The 25265-nt window shown below is 37.9% G+C and carries 19 protein-coding genes; 15 read left to right on the forward strand and 4 right to left on the reverse strand.

From position 1 onward, the window contains the following. The first annotated feature begins 621 nt into the window (after window positions 1–621). The 4 genes from FJR11_RS22410 (at window position 622) to FJR11_RS22425 (ending at window position 5304) form a co-directional block, all read left to right on the forward strand. Window positions 622–3252 carry an HD family phosphohydrolase gene (locus tag FJR11_RS22410; RefSeq protein WP_168507779.1) on the forward strand — a complete coding sequence of 877 codons (2631 nt, stop codon included), beginning with the start codon at window positions 622–624 and terminating at the stop codon, window positions 3250–3252. A 139-nt stretch (window positions 3253–3391) separates the two neighbouring features. Further along, window positions 3392–3997 carry a VWA domain-containing protein gene (locus tag FJR11_RS22415; protein ID WP_168507748.1) on the forward strand — a complete coding sequence of 202 codons (606 nt, stop codon included), beginning with the start codon at window positions 3392–3394 and terminating at the stop codon, window positions 3995–3997. 35 nt (window positions 3998–4032) lie between these two features. Beyond that, complete coding sequence (locus FJR11_RS22420) at window positions 4033–4638, forward strand: VWA domain-containing protein (RefSeq protein WP_168507750.1); 606 nt, start codon at window positions 4033–4035, stop codon at window positions 4636–4638. Window positions 4639–4767: 129 nt separating this feature from the next. Beyond that, entirely contained in the window at window positions 4768–5304 is a 537-nt protein-coding gene (locus FJR11_RS22425; protein WP_371417609.1) for a salt stress protein, Slr1339 family, read from the forward strand. Window positions 5305–5312: 8 nt separating this feature from the next. On the opposite strand, the gene FJR11_RS22430 is transcribed toward FJR11_RS22425, so the two are convergent. After that, complete coding sequence (locus FJR11_RS22430; RefSeq protein WP_168507752.1) at window positions 5313–5747, reverse strand: hypothetical protein; 435 nt, start codon at window positions 5745–5747, stop codon at window positions 5313–5315. An 85-nt stretch (window positions 5748–5832) separates the two neighbouring features. Between FJR11_RS22430 and FJR11_RS22435 the strand changes: the two genes are divergently transcribed. Continuing rightward, the gene (locus FJR11_RS22435) at window positions 5833–6384 is read left to right on the forward strand and encodes an FHA domain-containing protein (protein ID WP_168507754.1); all 552 of its coding nucleotides are present in this window, start codon (window positions 5833–5835) and stop codon (window positions 6382–6384) included. Between the two features lie 32 nt (window positions 6385–6416). Next, window positions 6417–8375: an FHA domain-containing protein gene (locus FJR11_RS22440; protein WP_168507756.1), complete on the forward strand. Its 1959-nt coding sequence runs from the start codon at window positions 6417–6419 to the stop codon at window positions 8373–8375. A gap of 49 nt (window positions 8376–8424) precedes the next feature. Here the strand turns inward: FJR11_RS22440 and FJR11_RS22445 are convergent, their stop codons facing one another. Next, window positions 8425–9621: a family 10 glycosylhydrolase gene (locus tag FJR11_RS22445; protein ID WP_168507758.1), complete on the reverse strand. Its 1197-nt coding sequence runs from the start codon at window positions 9619–9621 to the stop codon at window positions 8425–8427. A gap of 344 nt (window positions 9622–9965) precedes the next feature. Here FJR11_RS22445 and FJR11_RS22450 point away from each other — a divergent pair, with 344 nt between their 5' ends. From FJR11_RS22450 to FJR11_RS22465, 4 genes are all read left to right on the forward strand, one after another. Next, window positions 9966–10721 carry a GDSL-type esterase/lipase family protein gene (locus FJR11_RS22450; RefSeq protein ID WP_168507760.1) on the forward strand — a complete coding sequence of 252 codons (756 nt, stop codon included), beginning with the start codon at window positions 9966–9968 and terminating at the stop codon, window positions 10719–10721. A 111-nt stretch (window positions 10722–10832) separates the two neighbouring features. After that, complete coding sequence (locus FJR11_RS22455; protein ID WP_168507762.1) at window positions 10833–13391, forward strand: dynamin family protein; 2559 nt, start codon at window positions 10833–10835, stop codon at window positions 13389–13391. A 124-nt stretch (window positions 13392–13515) separates the two neighbouring features. Continuing rightward, window positions 13516–16929: a virulence factor SrfB gene (locus tag FJR11_RS22460; protein WP_168507764.1), complete on the forward strand. Its 3414-nt coding sequence runs from the start codon at window positions 13516–13518 to the stop codon at window positions 16927–16929. A gap of 167 nt (window positions 16930–17096) precedes the next feature. Continuing rightward, window positions 17097–18191 (forward strand): hypothetical protein, encoded by a 1095-nt coding sequence (locus FJR11_RS22465; protein ID WP_168507766.1) that lies wholly within the window; start codon window positions 17097–17099, stop codon window positions 18189–18191. Window positions 18192–18464: 273 nt separating this feature from the next. Here the strand turns inward: FJR11_RS22465 and FJR11_RS22470 are convergent, their stop codons facing one another. Then, window positions 18465–19190: a cytochrome b/b6 domain-containing protein gene (locus tag FJR11_RS22470; RefSeq protein WP_168507768.1), complete on the reverse strand. Its 726-nt coding sequence runs from the start codon at window positions 19188–19190 to the stop codon at window positions 18465–18467. A gap of 92 nt (window positions 19191–19282) precedes the next feature. Between FJR11_RS22470 and FJR11_RS22475 the strand changes: the two genes are divergently transcribed. Together FJR11_RS22475 and trpD are read left to right on the forward strand one after the other, a co-directional pair. After that, window positions 19283–20134, forward strand: coding sequence for a DNA adenine methylase (locus FJR11_RS22475; RefSeq protein ID WP_168507770.1), 852 nt, complete (start codon window positions 19283–19285; stop codon window positions 20132–20134). 116 nt (window positions 20135–20250) lie between these two features. Further along, a complete protein-coding gene (gene trpD / locus FJR11_RS22480; protein ID WP_168507772.1) occupies window positions 20251–21297 on the forward strand; it encodes an anthranilate phosphoribosyltransferase in 1047 nt (348 codons plus the stop codon). Here the strand turns inward: trpD and FJR11_RS22485 are convergent. Next, the gene (locus FJR11_RS22485; protein WP_168507774.1) at window positions 21227–22279 is read right to left on the reverse strand and encodes a TIGR02281 family clan AA aspartic protease; all 1053 of its coding nucleotides are present in this window, start codon (window positions 22277–22279) and stop codon (window positions 21227–21229) included. The genes trpD and FJR11_RS22485 overlap by 71 nt on opposite strands. A 231-nt stretch (window positions 22280–22510) precedes the next feature. On the opposite strand from FJR11_RS22485, the gene carA reads away from it, so the two are divergent. From carA to FJR11_RS22500, 3 genes are all read left to right on the forward strand, one after another. Then, window positions 22511–23668, forward strand: coding sequence for a glutamine-hydrolyzing carbamoyl-phosphate synthase small subunit (gene carA / locus FJR11_RS22490; protein ID WP_168507776.1), 1158 nt, complete (start codon window positions 22511–22513; stop codon window positions 23666–23668). Between the two features lie 129 nt (window positions 23669–23797). Then, window positions 23798–24169, forward strand: coding sequence for an STAS domain-containing protein (locus tag FJR11_RS22495; RefSeq protein ID WP_371417610.1), 372 nt, complete (start codon window positions 23798–23800; stop codon window positions 24167–24169). 635 nt (window positions 24170–24804) lie between these two features. Then, window positions 24805–25265, forward strand: a 461-nt coding sequence (locus tag FJR11_RS22500) for a ribonuclease III domain-containing protein (protein ID WP_168507777.1), incomplete at its 3' end; no start/stop codon positions are given.

Consider the following 25265-nt stretch of genomic DNA (forward strand, 5'->3'; position numbering starts at 1 on the left):
GCAAGCCGTACTGACCAGACCACCCTAAGCCTAGTCGAAGGGTAGCCGTTATTTGAGTCACGACACCCCGGAATGCGAAGCTAGTTCCCTGCTCTGTCATTTGCAATTAAACAGTTTTAAGGTCACTGAAACAGTGTTGCAAGTCTAACAAGCTCTTATAACAGGTCGTTCGCGCCAGCGTGCCGGAGGCATCTAGCTAACATTACCCCAGAAATGGGAGGCTCTTGGGAGCAAAACATTATGCGTACAGAGTTGGAAAATTTGAATCGGTAATTGTCCCGTTGAAAGTACATCACAACAGTACCCCGAATTTCCCAACTCCAAGGCGGTAATGAAAAAATATTCAAGACGGTTAAAACCGCACGAGCGGTCACTGAGCTTGTCAAAGTGTCGTTTCCCTCTCAGCACTGAAGTGTCTGAGTTTCCTACTTACCGGGTATTCTTATGATTTTTGCGAAGCACGAAATTAATCGTGTAGTAAACTTAGAGACTGTTGTATTTAATCCTGAATGGGATTAAATGCGAATCGCTATCCCTCCCCAAGTTGTCATAGCTTGGGTAGCTTTCGCGGTAGCGTGCCAGAGGCATCAGCCATACTTGGGGTATTTCGCGGCAGGAAAGATGAAAACGCAGCAATTTTTGCAGTCCTTGAGTCAGCAATTAAGGCAATGGCAGCGACAGTATAAAGTGCTATTCCGTCAAGGAAAGCACCATCAGAAACTGCATAGGAATTTTTTCAACAAGCTACTTCTGTATTTATCAGCAAATAACCATCAAGGAAAACAAGGCAAACAGAAACAGACACAAAAATCAACTGCTAAATTAGTTAAAAAAAAAGCTGGCATTGATAAAGTTATTTTCAGATGGGTACATCAAAAACGATCCTCAATAATTTTGGTTTTGGCAATATTATCACTGACAACTGTGGTGGGTCATGATTTATATAATCAACCAAGAATGAAAGTTAATAATATTGCCTTACAAACATTTACTGCTCCTTATACGGATAATATTGAAGATCGGCAAGAGACAGAAGATAAAAGAAAAGATGCTATAGATAAGTCTGTACCGATTTTGATGATTGATAACCATATAAATGAAAAAATCAATGATGAATTGGAAATAATTTTAGATACAAGTAATAAAATTCGCGGGATAGCTGGCACTTTTCCATTTTTTGATACTTCAGTTTTATCAATTTTTAGCCAACGTTATCTTCGAGCTTTTCCTGAATCGGAATGGCAAAAGCTCAAAGTAACTTTAGAAAAGAATAGAAACCAAAACTTAAAAAAACAAAATGCAAAATTTTTGTTATCGCAGCGAAGTTTAGGAAATAGCAAAAAAACCCCTGATTCATCAAGTTCTCCCACATTATCATTAGCCATACCTGCTCCCAATCATGAAAAACAGAGTGATGAAGCTGCCTTTATTCAGGCATTATCAGAAATAGAAATTTATCAATTTACGGCATCAGAAGCTAATTTTTCAGAGCTAATTACTCAAATATCACAAGTTAGGCAAGGATATAGTCAAGCTATTGCGAAAGCATCACAAATAGAAACTGAAAAACTCAAACAAATTTATACACAACCCGTTATTTTGGAGTTATCTGATAATGATTGGGTGAAAACACAAGTAGGAATCCGTAAAAGTGCAGAGCGAATTCTTGCCCAAGGTATATCGGCTGGATTACCCAAAAATATTTTGAATAATGCCGTGAATTTGCAGGTGCAATTATCCGTACCTAGTGAAGCTGAATCTTTAGCAACCAATGTATTATTAGCGGTAATACAACCAAACCTCAAACAAGATGAAGCACAAACCAAACAACAAGCTCAATTAGCAGCGCAAGAAATACCATCTATAATCCTGCAAGTAAAAAAAGGAGAAGTAATTGTTAGTAAAGGAGAAAAGATTACAAAATGGAAATTTCAGGTATTAGAACATTATCACCTGATTGGCCGCCAGATAAATTGGATGAGGTTAACAATTCTAGCAGTGATTATGACTGTAGGAATTCAGGTTTTTGTGTGGTTAGAAACAAAAAGTAATAACTATTTACGACAACGTGATCGCTTATTAGTTTTACTACTTACCCTCACTGTTCCCGGAGTATTAGCAATGGGTTTACCCTATACTACCTGGAGTGCTATTGGTTTATTATTGGGCAGTTTTTATGGACCAACTGTAGGTGTAGTGGTGATCGGCTTACTATCGTTCATACTACCAATTACCGTAAATACAAGTATTCTGCTACTACTATCTGGGGCTGTGGGTGGAATGTTTTGCAGTTATGTAGCCCATAGATTGCGATCGCGTGAAGAACTAGCATTATTAGGTGTGATTACTGCATTAACCCAAGGGGGTGTATTCTTATTATTAAAAATCCTCACTGGTGGGGTATTCGGTTCAGGTTGGTATATCTTCCAAGAAGCAGGTTTATTTGCAGTATCTGGCTTATCTTGGAGTATTGTCGCTTTGGGTTTAAGTCCTTATCTGGAAACGTTATTTGATGTTATTACCCCCATTCGTTTGGCAGAATTAGCTAACCCCAACCGCCCATTATTAAAGCGACTAGCTACGGAAACTCCAGGAACTTTTCAACATACTTTATTAGTAGCTACCCTTGCTGAAGCCGCAGCTAAACAATTGGGGTGTAATGTGGAATTAGTGAGGGCGGGAACTTTATATCATGATATTGGCAAAATGCACGATCCTTTGGGATTTATTGAAAATCAAATTGATAGTCCGAATAAACATGAAACAGAAATTAAAGATCCTTGGGAAAGTGCAAAACTGATTAAAAAGCACGTGACTCAAGGGTTGATAATGGCCAAGAAACATAGTTTACCCACGGCAATTCAGGCTTTTATTCCCGAACATCAAGGAACAATGGCGATCGCCTATTTTTACCACCAAGCCCAGCAAATAGCCCAGGAAAATCCTAGTATAATAGTAGATAAAGCAGATTTTTGCTACGACGGACCTATACCCCAATCACGGGAGACAGGAATCGTCATGTTAGCAGATTCTTGTGAGGCCGCATTACGTAGTCTTAAAGATGCAACTCCAGAAAAAGCATTAAATATGCTGAATAATATTCTGCGGGCAAAATGGCAAGATGATCAATTAATAGATTCAGGATTGACCAGGGAAGAAATGCCAAAAATTGCCCAAATATTTGTGGATGTTTGGCAACAATTTCATCACAAACGGATTGCTTACCCTAAAGCGAAAGCTGGTAATTCGTAATTAAGATGAAGCTGCATAGAATCAGACTTTAGGAATAATTGACCGCAGATAAACGCAGATAAACGCAGATAAAGATGGATGAATTATATTTGGATTTTAACAGTTAAACTAGAGATAGAAAAATAACAAAAGGAAGATTATGATGACGGATCGTGACTATACCTTAATTATTGACAAAAGTGGTAGTATGTCCACCCCCGACCAAGTGGGTGGGAGAAGTAGATGGGAAATAGCCCAAGAATCTACCATTGCTTTAGCGAGAAAGTGTGAACAGTTTGATCCTGATGGCATCACAGTTTACGTGTTTTCTGGCAAATTTAAACGTTACGATGATGTAACAACTGCCAAAGTTGCCCAAATATTTCAGGAAAATGATCCCGCCGGTACAACTAACTTAGCCAGTGTCTTACAAGATGCCCTGAATAATTACTTTCAACGCAAAGCAGCAGGTACAACTAAACCTAATGGAGAAACAATTTTAGTCATTACTGACGGTGAACCAGATGATCGCAAAGCGGTATTTGAAATTATCATCAGTGCTACCCGACAAATGGAAAAAGATGAAGAATTAGGAATTTCCATGATTCAAGTCGGTTCAGATGCTCAAGCAACCAAATTTCTCAAAGCCTTAGACGATCAATTACAAAGTGTTGGTGCTAAATTCGATATTTGCGACACCATTACTTTAGATGATTTAGAAGACATGAGTTTGGCTGATGTTTTAATGAATGCCATCACTGATTAATTAAGAAAAATTACTAATATCTGGAGAGTTTAGTCATGCTAGAAAACCGTGATTACACCTTAATTATTGATAAAAGCGGTAGCATGGCTACCCCAGATCAAAAAGGTGGTAGAACTAGATGGGCAACAGCCCAAGAATCTACTTTAGCACTAGCAAGTAAATGTGAACAATTTGATCCAGATGGCATTACTATTTATTTGTTTTCTGGAAGATTTAAACGTTATGAAAATGTCACATCAGCCAAAGTCTCACAAATTTTCATGGAAAATGATCCGTCGGGAACAACAGATTTAGCTGGAGTTTTAAAACACGCTACCGATGATTATCTGCAACGCAAAGCCTCCGGTACAACTAAACCCAATGGGGAAACAATTTTAGTAGTTACTGATGGTGAACCAGATGATCGTAAAGCCGTAATGAAGGTAATTATTGAAGCTTCTCGTCGTCTCGATAGAGATGAAGAATTAGCTATTTCCTTTATTCAAGTCGGTAATGATGCTCAAGCTACCCGCTTCTTGAAAATCTTGGATGATGAACTGCAAAGTGCAGGGGCTAAATTTGATATTTGCGACACTATCACAATGGATGATATGGAAGATATGAGTTTATCAGAAGTTCTTCTCAATGCCATTAATGACTAGTATCTCTGTGAATTAGAAATTAGAAATTAGAAATTAAAAAATTTAGATCCCCGACTTCTGACATCAATTCATAATTTATTGATAAATAAAAAAAGTCGGGGATCTTATCTCTAGTTAGGAATTATAAATATGGATTCCATTGATAAGTTATTAACTGAAATTAAAACTGAATATACAGAATCAAAAACCATACCACCACAGAATAATTTAACCCCAGTTAAATCTGTGATTTCAAATACTCCAAAATCTAATGTATCCATAGATAGCCTATTATCAGAAGTGGAAGCGGATTTTCCAGAAACCAAAACTGAATATACTCAATACAAGTCTACCCAATCAAACAATAAATTACCTCCCATTCAATTTGTACAATCACCTGCTACTAAGTCAGATCGATTTATAGATAACTTATTAGCAGATGTACAAGCTGATTTTTTGGAACAAGATGCGGCTGAGGAAATAAGAAAACAGGAAGAATTAGTACAGGAGAAAATCCGTCAAGAAAAACTGAAAGCTAAACAAAAATTAGCCTTACAAAAACCTGCCAAAGCATGGTTAGCTAAATTAGATCCATTATCATCAGAAGGATTGTGGTTTGAAAGATTTGCTGAAGGTTATCCTGACAAATTAGCAGCCGCAATTGATTATTTGCAAACTAATTCCTAACTCTCAATTTACAACCATTTTCCCCCTCGAAACCGCCACCGAGGGAAAATAATTCTCATTAAGCTTTGTGAACTGATAAAAACTGCTAACCAAACAATACTATAATGCAGCAAAAATATACTTGGTGATAATTCATTTTTAGGCATAGGTATGGGTAAAAATCCCCATATCTTTACCCCACAAAATACAAATACCATTTCCCAAATCCCAGCGAAAAGCTGATAAACTGCTGGCCAGTCCCTATCCCAACGAGATTTTTGCAGATAATTATATAAAATATCCCAACCTAGTCCGAAAATGGCGACATAGGCAAGTATCCAAAAATATATTAAATTAGGTTTGTTACTAATTAAACCTATGGCGAAAGGAATAGATACCAATACACCTACGGTTGCTAGTAATAATAATCGCGTTTGCCAACGACCAAGTAAAGTAGGAGTCATAAAAATGTGTTGAATTACTTAACTTTTAATTAACATTTACACCACATAAAATTAAACTAGGGAAATATACAATTACTGACAGACAATGAACGTATTAACTTTACAGTGGCAAGATACAAATCAAAATATTACTCACAACATTTACGAACAACAGCCCAGTAAGAATCCAGGTACTGTCCGTATTGGAAGAGATCCCTTGCAATGCGACATTATTCTAACTCATCCAACTGTATCTGGTTTGCACGTTGAAATATTTTTTCACTCACAACAGCAACAATTTTATCTCAGAAACTTACGTGAATCAAATCCTCCTCAGATAAATGATAAACCATTAATTCGAGGAGAAATGGCTTTAGGAGAAGGTAGCCTAATTTATTTAGGACAACAAAAATTAGAAGTTACTGCTATTTCTGTTCACAAGATTACCCCAACAATTATTACACCACCACAGTTACAAATACACCCTCGATATCCACAACACTCTCCTACCCCAGTGACACAACCAAAACCTATTTATGGTTTGCAATGTTCCAGATGCCATAAAGTTTCTCCAGCCGAAAATTTGAAAATAGGTTGTCCTTGGTGTGGTACATCCTTAGCAGCAGCAGTTAGTGTTCTATTTGCACCCAGCAATTAAACAATTGATAATTGACAATTAACAACGAACAAATGACTAACTTACAAATTCAATTAAGTTGGGAAGATCCAGCAACAGGAGAAAGAAGAGAACCAAAGTTAAATATACCTATTGCTTTTGGTCGAGAATTTGCGCGTTTACCTACAGAAATTCAAGGACAGCGTGTTTCGAGAATGCTGTTAAATAGTCACGAAGTTTCTCGTTATCATGCACTAATTGAGTGGGAAGAAAACCATTTAGTTGTAATTGATCAAAATAGTGCGAATGGAGTTTATGTTAATGGTCAAAAACAAACACGCTGTCAGTTAGCTAATGGCGATACTGTGCAAATGGGGCCATATTTAATTATTGTCCAGTTTGGTATTAATACTCTTATTTCTCCTCCTCGTAATCCTTCAACAATTCAATTTAATCCCCATACTAATCTTCCAGATTCTAGTGTATCACCTTTACCTGTAGTTACACCTGTAGGTAGTAATTTTCCACCCCCATTTTTTCAAGCCGAAAAAGTAGAAATTCAGGCAATTCATGCTACAGGTTTACCAGTTAATGAATGTGATTATCTGGCAATTGGTGCAGGTTTGGGTAGTTTTATTTGGGTTAATTTACTCAGAATTAGTGGTGTCAAAGCTAATAAAATTATGGCGGTGGGATTAGAAGCGCAACCCTATGCCCGTTATCAACGCCTTTGTCTTAATTCCCAAATTCCTTTACAGGAAAGATTGCGTTCTAATTCTGATTCTTGTCCTGATAATATTTGGGGTTGGCCGAGTTATGCTTTGCGGGAATCTTGGCATGATTTAATGCAAGGTAATTTTAAATCGACGTTTAAACATTTATGGCAAGTTTTTAGTGAACCAACTTTTGCCCAAACCTATACTCCCAGGGCTGGGAATGTTTTTAATTCTCTAGATAGGGAAGCAAAACGCATTGGTTGGGAGCAAATTTATCATTATGGCAGAGTTAGAGGAATCCGCAAAACGGAAGATGGTAGATATTGTATTGCTTATGCTTTAGGACAAGGAGAATATGCTTTTATAGTTAGTCGTTATTTACATTTAGCTACGGGATACCCAGCCATTCAGTTTCTTCCAGATTTGCAAACTTATCGAGAAAAATATCAAGATTTTCAAGCTGTAGTGAATGCCTATGAAGATCACAATCATGTTTATGAAAAATTAGAACGCCAAGGTGGTACGGTGTTGATTAGAGGACGGGGAATTGTGGCTTCACGGGTTGTCCAGCGAATTTATGAAGCGAGAAAACAAAATCAGCAGATTACAGTTTTACATTTAATGCGATCGCCTAAACCCCAAGGTAATAAATTTCAAAAAGCACAACGGACTGTTAAAAATCATTATGAATTTCAACCCTTTAACTGGCCAAAGGCCTGTTGGGGTGGTGAACTACGGGAAATGCTAGAAAAAGCTACTCCGGAAGAACGTAAAAGCTTTTTAGCCGACTGGGGAGGAACAACTACTGCTGACCGTTTAGATTGGCAAAATATCACCGAACAAGGTTTAAAGGAAGGTTGGTATCAAATCACCTTTGGTCAGGTATTAAGAGTAGAAAAAGATGGACAAAATCGCACTATTACCGACATTCAATCGGAAGGTTTAGGAGAAATAAAATTAACCGCAGACTTTATTATTGATGCTACCGGATTAGATGCCAAAGTAGAAGCTAGTCCTTTATTAGAAGATTTAGTTAAACACTACAATTTACCTCTAAATTATTTAGGAAGATTAATAGTAGCGAATAATTTTGAATTAGTAGAAATGCGAAATACTAAAGGACAAATGTATGCAGCCGGAGCAATTACCCTGGGCGGACCCTATGCCGCTGTTGATAGTTTTTTGGGTTTACAATATGCGGCATTGGTCGCAGTTGATGGATTATACATTGCCCATGCACCAGGAGTTAAAAGATTAAATGGTGTTAGTTCTTTGGGACAATGGTTAAAGTGGGTTTTTAACCAGTCACCATCATGAACCAAAATTTACCTTTAATCTGTTCCTGGTCTTTTGTTTCTTCATTTTCTCATTCTAATGCTGTTCGTAATGCCGGATATGGAAATAAGGTTTTAAATCCAGCCAAGCGTTCTTTTAATGGTTCTGGTGCAGCATTCCAAAGACTTTCATAATAGAAAAAAGCTACACCAAGTCCCTGCTGTTGGGCGGCTCGGACTTGAGCTTGAATTTGTTGAATTGTGACGAGTTTAGTTCTTAAACCTGCCATAATGCCAATCCCAGTAGGGATTAGTTGTTTAACTTCTTCCATTTCTGGACGGGAAAGTTTAGCAGTAAAATGATCCAAATTCTCCCGATAGACTTGCACAATTAATTCATCTACTATGTTTAATCGCACCCAATTTAACCAATCTTGTAGTTGAAATTTGTAAGCAAAATCATAGTAATTAGGAGAGACAGAGAAAATCATTTTGGGTTTTATCTGCTTAACTGTTTGGTTAAGTTTCACCATAAAATCTGTAATTTTATTTGCCCGCCAACTTACCCATTCTGGATCTTGAGGATCTTTGGGTGGAGTCTTTTTGGTTTCTTTGGTATACAAAGCAACTGTATATTTATCATAGCCAAATTCATGAGGTAAACTCATGTGATCATCAAATTGAATACCATCAAGATCATATTTATTGCTAAGTTCTACCAGCAAATCGGTGATAAATTTTTGTACTTCTGGATGAAATGGATTTAACCATTTAACTTCACCAGCAGCACTAATAGATGTTTGACTACCATCCTGTTTTTGTGTAAACCATTCTGGTTTATTCATGGCTAATTCTGAAGTTGGTGGAGCCATAAACCCAAATTCAAACCAAGGAATTACCAGTAAATTTTGACGGTGAGATTTTTCAATTAAATCAGCGAGAATATCATGGCCATCTAAGCCTCGAAATACAAAGGGCTGAATTTCTAACCGTTTGGCTACTTCACTAGGATACATGACATATCCAGAATTCCAAACTACAGGATAAATAGTATTAAAATTGAGTTTTTGTAGTTGTATTACAGCTTCTTGAACTTTAGTTTTATCTCTGAGAATATTTAGATCATTATTTGTCATCCACACACCACGAATTTCTTGACGTGGTATTTGAGCAATAGCGGGTGTGAAAATATTTCCCCAAAAGACTGTGAGTAAGGAAATTAAGAACAAAGGCAGAAATAGCTGTTTAAGTAATTTCTGGGAAAAGAACTTATGGAAATTGAATTTCATTTTAACTTGATAATATTCTAATGAGATTTACTAGCATTCAATATCTTTGACGTATTTAATCAGAAGTAGTGCCTGAATTGCAATTTTTTTTTACTAAATGATCATCAAAATAAATTCTTGAATAAAATAATATCCCTAACTTCTTGTATCAATTCATAATTTATTAACAAGATCAAAAAATAAGTCGAGGATCTAAGTCTTGTGGTTTATGCCTGCGGCTCTTTAATCATGAATTTTAACAAGGTAGCTGGGGAATGATTCCGTAAAAAGATCATAAATATACCATATAATAGTGTAAAAATATATAGAATATTTTCCAAATATCCATTACATTGCTGTTTAAAATGCCAAGTTTTCAGCCTTATAAATCCATGCAACTATCTGTATCGCCAAAACTCTGTCAACCTTTAAAGATCGTCGCCTTGGGAGATAGCTTAGTATATGGATACGGTGATCCAGAGAAAGGCGGTTGGGTGGAACAACTGCGACGGTGGTGGATGTTACCGGATAGCGTGGGTCATGTACTTTATAATTTGGGAGTCAGGGGCGATCGCACACAGCAAATTGCCCAACGATTAGAAGGAGAATTTCGTCACCGGGGAGAAATCCGCAATCGTGTACCAGACTTGATTATTTTATCTGTCGGTGTCAACGATACGCCCCGATTAAGAAGTCCCAACGGCAGAAATTACACAGATTTTAGTCAATTTGAATCAGAAATCGCCACGTTACTAGACCAAGCCCAACAACTCTGTCCTGTGCTGTTTGTGGGGATGGTTCCCGTAGACGAAACCAAAATGCCTTTCCTTGATTGTTTATTCTACAATCACGCCGACCAATACTGCTACAAAGAAGCAACACGGCAAGCTTGTGAACAAAGACAAATTCCCTATTTAGACATTTTTGATCAATGGATGCAACGTAGTCAAGCTTGGAGAAGCGATCGCATTACCAGTGACGGACTGCACCCCAACACCCTGGGTTATCAAGACTTATTAGAAGCTGTACTCAACTGGAGAGAATTATCACAATATCATTGTCAAGCTGATTATGGGGCAGAATTACAGCAGGAGTCAGGAGTCATACCAATTAAAAATTAAAAATATTTCTCCCCTGCTTCTAGCCCGGACGCGTTGTACCACATAGGAATAGTTTTTGAGTTTTGTGTTATAACCCAGTTGTGAAAATGAACTCAAACGAAAGACTACTCTATGGAACCAGATAAGCTGGCGCGATTGAAAGAGTACGGTGAATTTATCCTCCGCAAAATTGACTCTGTACCCCAACGCCCTTCCCAAGAGGAAGATTGGGTTCCCACTAGCCTTGATGATTGTTTGCTACGGCTGCGAGAGGCGGCGGAGAAAACTGTAGAATTGGCCAACTCACCGGTAAAAATTGGCGTAATGGGGGAATTTAGCAGCGGTAAAAGTTTGCTGCTAGGAAGTCTCATTGGTTACGCAGACGCTTTACCAGTGAGTGAAAATCCGACAACTGGTAATGTTACAGCGATTCACATTAAACCCCAGGATGGTTTTGCAACTACCCAAGTAGATAATTACACGGTGGAATATTTATCCCATGAAGGGGTAAACGAGTGCTTACACTTCATGCTCAAAGAAGCAAACCGTCGCGCTACGTCTGCCGGGGTGACACCTTTACAGGTAGCTAAAATTAAAACTGGTAAAGATATCAGTATTTGGTGTGAGGAAGTTTGGAAAAGCTCAAATAATTTAGAATTGCGTTATTTGGTGCGGGAGTTAGTGTCATTTTTGCGGGCTTATCAGGCTTATGGTGAGGCTTTATGCGGTCGCTTTTACCAAATTGATGCTATCACCTCCCATGAAGGTTTACAACTGGCAGAAATGCCCATGGCGATTCAATCTCTCAAATTTGAGGATTTACCAGCAGCGCATATTCGCTTACCTAATGCTCCTCAAAAGTTAGGAACGCAATTATTACAAAACAGTTTTCCCTTAATTCGTCGCGTTGATATTGAAGTGAAAATATCACGAGAAATTTGGGATGTTACAGGTGCAGAAGAATTTGTCCTGTTAGATTTTCCGGGTTTAGGTGCAGCTAATTCTGGGACTAGAGATACATTTTTATCATTGCGAGAATTGGCACAGGTACAGACAATTTTAGTCTTACTTAATGGTAAATCGCCAGGGAGCGATCGCGCCAATAAAATTTTCACAATGATGCAGCAACAACGCCCAGGACAAGACCTGAAGGATTTAATTCTTGTCGGTGTGGGACGTTTTGATCAACTACCTTTAGAAAGTGAAGGTGGGGAAAGGGAACTAGATTTATTAATTGCTAATCAATCTAATTCTCAACCGTTACAAACCAATACAGTTTTCCAAAAATTGAAAGTTCTCAAAACCATTATTGATGGGGCTGAGGCTTTTACTACTCAAAAAGACAGAATTGTTTTATTATCACCACTGTTAGGATTAGCTGAATTTGCCAAACGTTCTAGTCAAGTAAAAGCAGGTTCAGAGGAATTTCTCGCTAATTTAGATTATCCCGATTATCTGGAAAGACCGAAAAAGTTACAACAGAAATGGGGTGATTTAAGTGAGGCTTTATTAGCAGTAGATGGGAGGAATCAATTAGGTAAACAATTAGGTTATTTTGCTCAAGATGGTGGGATTAGTAAATTAAGAGAATTAATTCAAACTCATGTTACTAATCATGGCTTAAAGCAATTATATGAAGATACCCGGCGGGCTGCTGATGGTATCCGTCAACAACAAGAATATCTCAAAGAAATTATTGCCGAAATTCACGAACAAGGCATACCCACACTTGATACTCCGGCTTTAATGGAATTGAGAACAGCCATAGAAAGTTTAGATAAAATCTACAGAAACTTCCAAAAAGATTTAGGTAAAGAACAACTGAAAGATCGGAGAGGAATTGTAGTTAGTGATGTTATTAAAGATGAGCTAACTTTGAGAATTTTGAATTGGAGTCAGTGGACATTACTATTTAATAAAGTCCAAAATGGCACAATTACCTTAGCTGAATTTAAAGGTGCAGCCGGGAAATTATTTGATAGAGGAAATCGCGTAAATACTTCTCTACCAACTAAAAGTGATGACTTTTATCCAGCCTTTGAAAAAACAGTTAAAGAACTGGAGAACTTTGCCAGCGATCGCATTCGTCAAGCCGTGATAGACTTATTAAGCTCCTTGGCACATCAAATCACCTTAGAACGGGAAAAACTGCAAGCCATTCTTCTCCCAGAAATGGAACAAGAAATTGAAGAGAAATTTGGACTTGAAGAAGCCGATTTATTTTATAAACTTTTATTAGGATGTGATCCTCGTCAATGGAAAGAAGCCATTATTGCCGAAATCAATAACCATGATCAAACTATCAAACCAGAAAATATTTTTCCCCTAGCCAGACAAGATGAAAAACACAGTGTAGGACAAATTTTTGATTGGTCTCCAGAAAGGAATCAAAACCCATCTAGAAGCACGAATCATCAACTTTTCGTTTTACGACTACGAGATGAAATTACTGCTAGTGCTAGTCTTCACCTTGTGCAATATGTCAGCGAAAGCAATCAGCACGTAAATATAGAAATCAATGGGATTTTAGATCAAATTATTCCCAGTTTGCAAAACCTTTCCAAAAAAGAAGCACTACTCAGATATATTGCTGCGAGAGATTCACAAACTGAATTAGCTATTCCCGCTTGGTTGGAAATTCTAGCAGATATTGCCGCAATTAATGAAGCTGAATTATTTACCTGTATTTAATTGGTGAATATTCAGTCATCAAACAATTTTGGATTTTGGATTTTGGATTGACTTCATAGATAAAATTAGGGGCTTTTACTATCAATGAATTATTTGTCATTAAATTAGATAAGGAACATCAAAAATGCCTGTGGAAATTCGGCTTCTACCTAGCTTTAAATTAGGTGTAAAAGAAAATGCACAGTTGCATCTACCCTCCATCCAAATTATCCCTATTAACAGCAACATTCCGCACATTTCTCGGATTAACTGCATAGTTAGAGGCACACCAAACGTATTAGCAGCACAAATTCAAAGAACCTATAGACAATTTCACTCAGCCACACCCAAACAAATTACTAATATTTGTCAATTAGGACAAGATTCCTGTCAATTAGATTCACCTTTAATCACCATAGTTGACTGTACTTTAAAGGTAATTGTGGAATATTTTGATTCCGACGCTGGGGGAAAACCAAATTTGTCTATATCTAATCATGTATGTGCTGAATGTGATCTTTGGTTTATACCCAATTTACAAGAATCATCAAATCCACCTACAGAAAATTATCCGGCCATGAACAATTCGCAATTTGATCACTACCTGCATAATTTAAGTCAACAACTCAGTGAAAAACTCAACGAAAAACAAAGAAAAAGATTTCCTGGTTGGTTAGCTTTAGATTTTGGTACTTCTAACTCCACCGTGACACTTTTTGACCCCATAGAAGTCCCCATTGCCGAAGTTTTACCCAGAGAACAAGAACTGAGATTAAGAGAACGCATGGCTGAATGGTTAAATTCTTCTTCTGATTTAGCCTTACCAGATGTGAGTGGCGGCGAATGGGACAAATTTCTGGCTGATATTAGCAAAAACTTAGAAATAGAATCACATGAATTAAGTGAAATTTTTGAAAGTGATAACAAAGAATTATTTTTAGAAGCAATTCGGCAAATTGAATTATGTTTAGGAACAAGTGATAGATTTCGGCGGGCTGTTAGTAAAAAACTTTATGCGATATATCATGAAGTTTTCCGTGTTCCCACATTAGAATCACAAAATTTAATTCCCGTAGTTTTAGATATTGATAGACGCAGTACAGAAATTCCCAGTGAAATGGAAGTATCGCAATTAATTCCCTTAAAACTACGCATGGGAAGAGATGCTAGAGATAATAGAAAAAAAGCCATCGCCCAAGGAACAACTGTTTCAGTTAAAGAAATTATTAGCAGATTTCACCATTCACCCAAACGCTATTTTGGACAAGATCGATCTTTCCCCATTATCTTAGAAGAAGATGAAGAAAATATTCAAGTTAATCGCCTCATTCAAGCAGCTTGGGCGCAATTAATTGAATTAACAGAAGATTATCGGCAACGGGCTAGACGGAGATTTTCAGAAGGCGATTTTTTAACAGCAGTTGTTACCTATCCCACCGTTGCCCCTCCCATAGTTCGCAAAGAAATCAGGCAATTAGTAGAGGAATTAGGCATTGATGATGTGCAAACAGCTTATGACGAAGCTGTTTCTGTGGCTATCTTTTTCCTGTGGCGAGAATTTGGCGGAAATCTCAATATTGGCATTGAATCTTTTAAAACTCGCTGTCGTCAAAATGGCAATAAATGGTCACAAAATGTCCTAGTTTTAGATATTGGTGGGGGAACAACCGACTTAGCTTTAATTGAACTTACCCTGGAAGATAAAACGCCCTTCTTTGCAGATAATGAAGATCGAGGTTTAGGAGGACGTTACTATAAACTTACCCCTAAATTATTAGGTTCTTCTGGACATTTACAATTAGGTGGTGAATTAATTACTTTACGAATTTTCCGCCTATTAAAAGTGGCTATTTCTGATTTTCTTCTCACCGCAGTTACTACAGGTGACATCGAAAGCGACAAATTAGAAGACTTAATCAACTCCGAATTAAACGAACGTTTTTTAGAAGACGGAAAATTTAAAACTGGTAGTTTATTGAAATGTATAGATAAAGAAAATCCCGAAGGTGACGTTGCCTTTAAAGATGCCCTAGATACAGCCGAAAAAGTCTTACCAACTCGTTGGCAACAAGCAACCCAACGCCTGCAAACCTTTTACACATTGTGGGATCATGCCGAAGCTGCTAAACTCAAATTAGGACAAAAACTACCCACAGATACTTCTTTATTAACCTTCACTTTAAATGAACAACAAATTGGCGAACTTCTTGCCCAAAGTGCCGTTAAATTTCAAGTTAGAAGTTCTGAATCTATTTCTCTAACTTTAGATAACCAGCAATTTGATCGGGCTGCCATGTCTTCCATTAAAGAAGCAATTGGTATTGCTAAAGGTTTAATGGAAAGCCGTCTCAGTTCGGAAACTAATCAAAAAGTAGATTGGTTGATTCTCTCTGGAAAAACTTGTAGTCTTGATCTGGTTCAACAACAAATTTACGAAGAATTTAGTCAATCACCTTATTTTGTTTGGAATCCTGAACGAATTACCTTTGTTTTAGAATTTACAAAAATTGCCACTTCCGCAGGTGCTTGTTATGCCGAAAAACTGCGGCGCTTTCGATTTGATCCAGAAGAATCTAAAAATCTGTTACGCAAGGGTGCAAATCAATTAGAAATTGATGTCAAAAACCTGTTTTATTATCTTCCTTGCAACTTCAAACGCAAAACCCAAAGTAATGAACCATTAGCCATTTTTAGTGCGGGACAAGAACTATATCAACTTGCACCTTGGGACACTGTGGCTAAAGTGCGGACACCTTGGCAGGGGATACAATTAACTAATATTATCCATCGTCAAGATTATGAAAACGGAACTTTTCGCCTCTGGGGTAGTTTCGATGGTAAAGTATTGATGGATAAATTAGGCATGGAAGAACAGGAATTTCTCAAAAAAATTAAAGTGCAATTTGAGATTGACCAAGCTTTACAATTTAGCGTTTTGCTATGTCGAGGTAATCCCCATTATTTAATAGATGTGGCTGGCATTGATATTAATTCAGTCATATCTAAAACTGCTGAAAATACCTTATTTAGTGATGGCAATTTGAAATGGAATATCGCTATTGAAAATCATCAACATAACTTAAATCATGGTGATATTGCTGTCAATGTTTTAGAATCAGCCACAGTTGATCAACCTCATGCTTATCATTTAGTATTTGCAGTTGATAATAATCATAGTAAAATTATGGAAACATTTCATTATTTACAAGACGGTGTAAAGCAACCAGGAACAGGATTAATTAGTCAACCCTTGCCACCATTTCCCCAAAGTGGTCAACATACCTTCTATATTTATCAAACTGATAGTGAGACAAATACTAAAAAATGGCTACGGATTGGTACACTCAGCAGACCGGATATTATCACAGATTATCCTTGTCAATATCATGTAACTCTTGATAATACAGGCATATTAAGAATGCACGCCGGTGCAGTTCCTTATTGGACATCTAATAATCAAGAATGTCTAGAACAAGAAGGATGTGTTTATCGGGCAGAATTGGAATTACAACCTAATGAAGTTGATAAAGAACGTGATCCATTTTGCGGTATTCATTAGCTTTAATTCCGTAGGTTGGGTTGACGTATGTTACCCAACATTATCAATTCTCGCTTTTTATTGGGTTGCACTATCACTTAAACCAATATTATCAATTCTCGCCCTTTGTTGGGTTGCGCTGTCGCTTAACCCAACCTACTTTTTGCTATTTTCATCCTGACAAAATCATGCAGAATTTACATAAACTACTAAATACAGAAAACTCAGAATTAGCCAAAATATTACGGTTTAATTTATATGGATTAGCCGCAACTTTAACAAAAGCAAATCAAGAATATCCGCTTGATACCGGATTTCAGACATCAGAAGAAATCCTCCAAGAACTTAATTATTTATTACAACCTACACCAGTTATAGAGGAACTACCTCAGAAAAAAAATGAATTAAAATTATTGAAATTACAAGAAGCTTTTAATTGTGATTCAGAATTAAATTTTTATCTAGGTAATTCTCCTATCCAAAGCCAAACCGATGCAGAAATATGGAATAAAATTCATCAAAAACTATTGCAAGTCCCTGAAGATTTAGCGACATCTTGGCGACAAATAGCTTTAAAATTAGCACAGGAATTAGGTGCAGTTGTAGATAATAGAAATCTTGAGGAATTGCCTTTTGTGCGTGATGAAATTATTTATCCGGGGTTAAGTGGTACAGTTAAAGCCAAAGGACTATGTTTATCTCAAACAGCCTTGGTAAATTCAGGAATTGCCCAAACTCATCTTTCTGAAAATTTACATTTAATCGCTGGATTTTTACTTTTATATATTAAATTTATTGAGATAGATACAGAATTACATCATGCTTTGAAAAGTGTTTTTAGCTTTGATGTGGTTTCTTTACACTCTAAATCAGAACAACGCCATCAATATATTGACGCATTAAGTGATCGCTTTCACCGCATTCAAAAATCAGAAGAAAATACTGATACAGTTTTAAACTTATGTGCTTGGATTGACATGGATGAAGCCATTCATTCTTTAGTATTTATCCCCCCGGCTGAACGTTATTCCTGGTGGGGAAAATTACAAAAAGAATCCCGTCGTCTGCTTAGAAAAGCCGCTGACAAAGCTATTAAAGCAGGTAATGAAGTGCGACTCAAACAGTTATCAGGACTGTATGCTGATGTTTGTGAATTTTCTAAAGATGACTTGCAATTAGACTGTGGTGGTAATCCAGGTGAAGTATTAACTTGTTTGCGAGTCTATGCCCGAATTAATCAACAACAGTATCCAGGAAGGGTGATATTTAGGACTCTAAGGTAAGATAATATCTACAAGATTCCCTAAACATAAGTTTTTTAAATATGCCTTTTTCAAAGAAATCGCATTTCTATGTTTATTGAGAATATAGCTAGGTCATTATCAAGAATATTGAGAATACTGTCAATAATTGAACGAAGTTACTAGGGTATTGACCTCTTGACTTTTTATGCTATTATTTAGGTGTATGATCCAAGGGATTCTTGTGTTTACGAATAATCTTTAACAAGCAACATACACGACTTGTTAAAGAAGAAGATAATACTATTAAATTTTTTATTGACCACCAGAAAAAAACAACGGTAAGATAAACGCTGTGATAATTCCCCCCAACACAACCACCTCAATAATTTTCAATAATAAACTACCCCCCATAAACTGATTAATTTCTCCCCTAATATGATTGGAAAAATTACCCAACCAACCACGTAAACGACTATACCAGTTAGCGGGGCTATCTTCTGGGCGGAATTTCCATGATAATATTGACAGTAATAATGGCACACCACCAACTTTAGCTGACATCAAAACATGAATTGCTAAACAACAAATCATGATTAACCAAGCTATTAAATGAGCATAATACCAAATATGATCAAGTTCTCCTGTGGGTAGCCATTCTTCCTTCATCATTCTCCCAGATACTACCGCCAAAACAGCAGCAAGTAACATTTTAGTATTTACTAAACGTTGTAGACTTACCCACCAAATTGGTTTACCAAATTGAGTTAGGTTTTGGATAGAGTCTGGTTGTAATAGTCGTCTTTTCCCAGCATGAAAACTATAAACAGCAAAAAATGGCAGTAAAATCAAGAAAAACACTGCCAATGTCCCGTGAATATCCTGGATAGAATTAATTTTGGGAATGGGAATATATCCAAATCTTTTATCAAAAGTGTTGTAAACTAAGAATCCGCTAATAATTGCGCCAATAACTAAAATCCCGCTCATACCATGCAGGATTCGTAATATTAATGGTTGATAGGGGGCTGAACGATTCATAAGTTGATGTGGTAAGTTTTCAAGAAGGCTAGTTTTATCTTAGTACATTAAAATATAGGATTTATATTATCACTTATTGAAACTAAAATAACATGAATATTAAAAGTCCTCTCCGTTATCCTGGTGGTAAATCCAGAGCAATTAAAAGCATCTCTGAATGTCTCCCAGAAAAGTTTTCCGAATTCCGAGAACCCTTTGTTGGTGGTGGTTCAGTCTTCATTTATCTCAAACAACAATTTCCTCATCTCCAGATTGCCATTAACGATTTAAACCCAGAATTATTTCTGTTTTGGTATTTAGCAAAATCTGATTTATCGAAATTAGTTTCCGAAGTTATTCAAGTTAAAGAAAATTCCCAAGATGGAAAATTACTCTTTACCAAATTAGCTCATGTAGACGTTAACACCTTATCAGATTTAGAAAGAGCAGTGCGCTTTTTTGTTCTTAACAGAATTACATTTTCGGGAACCATAGAATCAGGAGGATTTTCTCTAGAATCTTTTCATAAAAGATTTACTAACTCATCAATAGATAGGCTGGAAAAATTAGAAAGTATATTAACACAAGATATCAAAATTACCAACTTAGATTATAGTCATCTTATTAATGAACCAGGAAAAGACGTATTCATATTTTTAGATCCTCCTTATTTTAAAGCTGAAAAATCCAAATTATATGGTAAAAAAGGAGATTTACATACAGGATTTGATCATCAAAGACTTGCAGAAATATTAAAGCAATGTCCCCATAACTGGTTAATTACCTATGACGATTGCCCAGAAATTAGAGAAAACTTTCAATGGGCAAATATCATTGAATGGGAATTACAATATGGAATGAATAACTATAAACAAAAAAAAGCCGAAAAAGGTAAAGAACTATTCATTAGTAATTATGAAATAAAACCAAAACCCGAAAAATCTCTTCCTTCTCTACCTCTGTGACCTCTGTGCCTCTGCGGTTCGTTCTCATTCCATAAAATATCCACCAACAGCAATAGCGCGAAATAAAAAGCCATTTTTCGGTAAAATCACATTCAACATCATAAAAAACCCGAACAATGGATTTTACTATTTGGTCTAACTTACTCAAACAATTATTAGAACACCAATCACTATCCCGCACCCAAGCAGCAGAACTGATGCAGGGATGGATCAAAGAAACAATTCCCCCAGAATTATCAGGGGCAATTTTAATGGCCTTAAACTTCAAAGGCTTATGTGCAGAAGAATTAACAGGAATGGCAGAAGTCTTAAAATCTCTGTCTTCCGTACCCATAAATAAAAGCGAGAATACCCCATTTGTCCCGTTAATTGATACTTGTGGTACAGGTGGAGATGGGGCATCAACATTTAATATTTCCACAGCAGTGGCCTTTGTGGTGGCTGCTGCTGGAGTACCTGTAGCTAAACATGGTAGTCGTTCTGCCTCCAGTCTCACAGGAAGCGCCGATGTTTTAGAAGCCTTGGGAATTAATTTGACTGCTGCCAGTGACAAAATTCAAGCAGCAGTCCAAGAGGTAGGAATTACATTTTTATTTGCCCCTGGTTGGCATCCAGCCCTGAAAGCAGTTGCGCCATTACGGCGAAATCTCAAAGTGCGAACCGTGTTTAATTTACTTGGCCCTTTAGTAAATCCCCTGAATCCCACAGGTCAGGTAATTGGTGTATTTGATCCCCAACTGATAGAAACCATGGCCGAAGCCTTAAATCTTTTAGGAACACAAACAGCAATTGTTCTCCATGGGAGAGAAAAATTAGATGAAGCTGGTTTAGGAGATATTACCGATTTGGCAATATTAAACGATGGCAAAGTATACTTAACTACTGTTGATCCTCAAGAAGTAGGTGTGACACCTGCTCCCATTACCGCTGTTAAAGGTGGTAACGTCCAAGAAAATGCCATCATTCTCAAAGAAGTTCTGCAAGGGAAAGGAACACAAGCGCAACAGGATATAGTGGCGTTAAATGCTTCCTTAGCATTGCAAGTAGCAGGTGCAGTTCCCTGGCTAAATCATAGTCAAGGAGTGACTTTAGCTAAAGAAATTTTACAAAGCGGTAGTCCCTGGACAAAGTTGGAACATTTAATTGAATTCTTGGGGGATTAGCTTCTGAGTAAGCTTGAGGGCGAAATTCAACAACATTCCGTTTGATAGTTACGTCGTAGTTACCAAAAAAATCATGTCCTAAAAGTCCTGTTTCTAACTCTTTACCAGCGATCGCTACTGGAACTTTATTGATTGTCATTCCCCCAGCTTCCATAGAATCAAGATAGCCAATGGGAAATTCCACAGCTTTAGCACTAGCCGTATTAGCTTTAGCCGTTCCCACAGTTACTACTCCCAAAGCCGCTGCTATCCTCTGGGTAATTACAGTCCCACTCGCCCCTGTATCCACAATCATCTCAAATCGTTGTGTACCATTGAAGGTAACTTCAATAATCGGTGTACCACCAATTCGCCGCTTAATGGGGGCAATAAATACCTCATTATTGCGGGGGAGCATGGCTAATGGTGGCGAAGTAGACTTAGATAAAGATGGTTTCAGAGCTTTAACAGTGGGACGGGAGGGAACTATCCCATTACTCTGTGGTTTAGGAACATCAATTGCCACCGTTTGTGGCGGAGTTACGGAAGATGCCAAAGTTCTAGGTTGAGCTTTTCGACGGGCTAATGCAATTTGACGGCGGTATTCAACAATTTGGCGTTGAGCAAAAGAAAAATTGCCACTATCACGCCGGACTTGTTTCATCAAAGCGATCGCATCTTGCAACTGACTCACCACCAAATTCCAATCATCCTTAGATACAGCGGATTGGCTAATACTTGTAGCCCCAGCAGCTTTATCCAGTGCCATTTCAAAAGCACTTAATTGAGTGGGAGAAGGTTCTATGGGGGTTGGTGCTAGATTACCTGATAATGGTTTGGCTGGACGAGAAGACCTGATCGCGGCCAAACTCCCATTTGACAAAGATTGCTGAGATTCACCAGTTGTCGTTGTCTGTTGATCTTGACTACAGGCAACAGTCAAAACCGCTAAACTAACGGAACAAGAAATGAGGGCTGTGCGGGACAAAAAAGACTGAAGCATAGTGAATGTTTTAACCGCCCTGGCTGCTCTTACCAAGTGTACTCCTCCCACCGAATTAAAAATGCTTGACTGTTGAATCATTTAATTTTTTATTAATTCCCGTCACAAATCTAAAAGCCTCAACTCATGGGATAATAAACAGTCGCAGTCGGAGACTGGGAAAAAAATTAATTCAAAATTTAAAAAAACTGCCCCTACCCCCTGCCCCTGCCCCCTGCCCCCCAATTACCTATGCCCCTATCTGACGCAATACCTGCTCTACTTGTCTTAGCAGATGGCTCTACTTATCGCGGTTGGTCTTTCGGTGCTACGGGAACCGCAATTGGAGAAATCGTGTTTAACACTGGCATGACCGGATATCAAGAAGTGTTAACCGATCCTAGTTACTGTGGTCAAATTGTCATTTTTACCTATCCCGAATTAGGTAATACTGGTATTAATCCCGAAGATGAGGAATCAACAAAACCTCATGTGAAGGGAGCGATCGCTCGTAATATATGTCACAAACCCAGTAACTGGCGTTCCACCCAATCCTTACCTAACTACCTGCAACAGCACCAAATTCCAGCTATTTACGGCATAGACACCCGCGCCCTGACTCGGAAAATTCGGACGTTTGGAGCGATGAATGGCGGCATTTCCACAGCAATTCTGGACGAAACAGAATTGTTAGAAATGGTACAAGCTGCCCCCAACATGACAGGCTTAAACCTAGCTAAAGAAGTAACGACACCCGCCGTTTATGAATGGGAAGAAGCCACAACCGCTCCTTGGGAATTCAACCCCGAAGCAGTAGCTAAAATCAAAGAAACTTTCACCGTCGTAGCTTTAGACTTTGGTGTCAAGCGGAATATCTTGCGTCGGTTAGCCAGTTATGGTTGTCGCGTCATAGTTGTTCCTGCCGATACACAACCAGAAGAAATTCTCAAATACAATCCAGATGGTATTTTCCTCTCCAACGGGCCAGGAGACCCCGCAGCAGTGACAGAGGGTATCAACACCACTAGAGCCTTGCTATCAAGCCAAAAACCCATGTTTGGCATTTGTATGGGACACCAAATTTTAGGTCATGCCCTTGGTGCAGAAACATTTAAACTAAAATTTGGACATCGGGGTTTAAATCAACCTGCTGGCTTGCAAGAAAGAGTGGAAATTACCAGCCAAAACCATAGTTTCGCCCTTGACCCAGACTCCTTACCCACAGCCACAGTCGAGGTCAGCCATTTGAACCTCAATGATCTAACTGTCGCTGGAGTCCGTCACAAGTCTCTACCTGTGTTTTCTGTCCAGTATCACCCAGAGGCCAGTCCTGGACCTCACGATGCTGATTACTTGTTTGAGCAGTTTGTGCTAAAAATGCAAGCAGCACGTCAAGGCGCGATAGCCTAACTTGAGTAAAAATAAAAATGTCATGATTGGTGATTAGTAAAAATCTTTGCCAATAACCAACATAGACAACTTGCTTGCAAATCATCTACACTGGAACGTTTACTTTTAGTAAAAGAGAATGAGGAGGAAATCATAGCTGAACCACTAAATCTAACCGTGAGCCTGAGAGGTACACGCGAAGCCCGCGAAAACTGCCAGCTATTCCGCCTCACAGGTTTATTAGACGCTTTCTCTGAGCCGACATTTCGGAAGGTACTCGGTAGTAAAATTGATGAAGGTCCAAAAAACATAATTTTGGATCTTTCACAGATTGACTTTGTCGATAGTTCTGGTTTAGGTGCGTTGGTACAGCTTGCCAAACAGGCGCAAACCGCTGAAGGCACTTTACAAATTGTCACGAATGCCCGCGTTACCCAAACAGTTAAGCTTGTTCGTTTAGAAAAGTTTCTCTCCCTACAAGTATCAGTTGATGCAGCCCTAGATAACATCAAAGCACCTTGATTGCTTGGCTGTAAAATCTAAATTAAGCTATCCGATGTTACATCTGGATAGCTTAATTTTTAGCTATAGAAAAAATCTATCTCTTGATGATAAAGTAATCACACCTAATTTAATGTGCTATCTTAAAAGTTGAATATAATTCAATACAGTTCATTTAGAGAAATGTAGGTTGGGTTCAACGAAGTGTGCTTCATTCCGAGAAGCTATGCTAAAGCGGAGATTTCCGTAGCCATAACCCAACATTTGCAAGACTTGATGAGGTTTTGTTCGTCAACCCAACCTACATAAACCTGGAATTTTAGGCTTTATTTTTCACTGAACCATATTGGAATATAATTGGAATTCTTAAATTTTGATAGCCTGACTTTCCCAGTCAAAAATACTGGATGTTGATAATCGTGAATTATATGGCTTCCGCCACGCTATCAGAAAACACACCAGATAACTGGAAAGGTTATTTGATTAAGGCAACAGACAAGAATAAATCCCAAGGGTCAATCAAACAAGATCAGTAATTTTTGGTAATTGTTGCTAGTTTGGAATATGCTAGGTACGCGAACATTACTTTTGCAATCAGAGTAATGTTGGCAAAAATTGTCTCCCGATGTAGTGCTTTTTTAAGGAATGATTAATCTGTGAAGTCGAAGGAGGAAACAGGCCAACACGAAGAAGATGAAACTGCTACACAGCATTCATCAGATATTAACCAATGGTTGGTAAATGCGACGCAACTGCCCCAGCAAATATCCCCAGATCAAATAAAACAGATAACTCCTTCAGCCTTGGCCTACTTGGGGGATGCAATTTATGAATTATATGTTAGAATGTTTTATCTGTGGCCACAACAGCGATTGGAAAATTACCATCGTTCCGTAGTGGATCAGGTAAGAGCAGAAACACAAGCGCTACATTTGCGAATGTTAACTCCTTACTTGAGGAGTAACGAATTAGAAATTGTTCGCAGAGGTCGTAACTCTGCCACAAGTCGTCATAAACGACTGAATCCCGAAATTTATCAACAGGCAACTAGTCTAGAAACCTTAGTTGGCTACTTATATCTTACTGATTACCCCCGTTTAACCGAGTTATTACAACC

It is taken from the genome of Anabaena sp. UHCC 0187, from assembly GCF_009712035.1.
GTDB lineage: Bacteria > Cyanobacteriota > Cyanobacteriia > Cyanobacteriales > Nostocaceae > Dolichospermum.

Coding starts and splice junctions, on each gene's coding strand:
- FJR11_RS22410 (WP_168507779.1), top strand. CDS start 622: ATGAAAACGCAGCAATTTTTGCAGTCCTTGAGTCAGCAATTAAGGCAA.
- FJR11_RS22415 (WP_168507748.1), top strand. CDS start 3,392: ATGATGACGGATCGTGACTATACCTTAATTATTGACAAAAGTGGTAGT.
- FJR11_RS22420 (WP_168507750.1), top strand. CDS start 4,033: ATGCTAGAAAACCGTGATTACACCTTAATTATTGATAAAAGCGGTAGC.
- FJR11_RS22425 (WP_371417609.1), top strand. CDS start 4,768: ATGGATTCCATTGATAAGTTATTAACTGAAATTAAAACTGAATATACA.
- FJR11_RS22430 (WP_168507752.1), bottom strand. CDS start 5,747: ATGACTCCTACTTTACTTGGTCGTTGGCAAACGCGATTATTATTACTA.
- FJR11_RS22435 (WP_168507754.1), top strand. CDS start 5,833: ATGAACGTATTAACTTTACAGTGGCAAGATACAAATCAAAATATTACT.
- FJR11_RS22440 (WP_168507756.1), top strand. CDS start 6,417: ATGACTAACTTACAAATTCAATTAAGTTGGGAAGATCCAGCAACAGGA.
- FJR11_RS22445 (WP_168507758.1), bottom strand. CDS start 9,621: ATGAAATTCAATTTCCATAAGTTCTTTTCCCAGAAATTACTTAAACAG.
- FJR11_RS22450 (WP_168507760.1), top strand. CDS start 9,966: ATGCCAAGTTTTCAGCCTTATAAATCCATGCAACTATCTGTATCGCCA.
- FJR11_RS22455 (WP_168507762.1), top strand. CDS start 10,833: ATGGAACCAGATAAGCTGGCGCGATTGAAAGAGTACGGTGAATTTATC.
- FJR11_RS22460 (WP_168507764.1), top strand. CDS start 13,516: ATGCCTGTGGAAATTCGGCTTCTACCTAGCTTTAAATTAGGTGTAAAA.
- FJR11_RS22465 (WP_168507766.1), top strand. CDS start 17,097: ATGCAGAATTTACATAAACTACTAAATACAGAAAACTCAGAATTAGCC.
- FJR11_RS22470 (WP_168507768.1), bottom strand. CDS start 19,190: ATGAATCGTTCAGCCCCCTATCAACCATTAATATTACGAATCCTGCAT.
- FJR11_RS22475 (WP_168507770.1), top strand. CDS start 19,283: ATGAATATTAAAAGTCCTCTCCGTTATCCTGGTGGTAAATCCAGAGCA.
- trpD (WP_168507772.1), top strand. CDS start 20,251: ATGGATTTTACTATTTGGTCTAACTTACTCAAACAATTATTAGAACAC.
- FJR11_RS22485 (WP_168507774.1), bottom strand. CDS start 22,279: ATGCTTCAGTCTTTTTTGTCCCGCACAGCCCTCATTTCTTGTTCCGTT.
- carA (WP_168507776.1), top strand. CDS start 22,511: ATGCCCCTATCTGACGCAATACCTGCTCTACTTGTCTTAGCAGATGGC.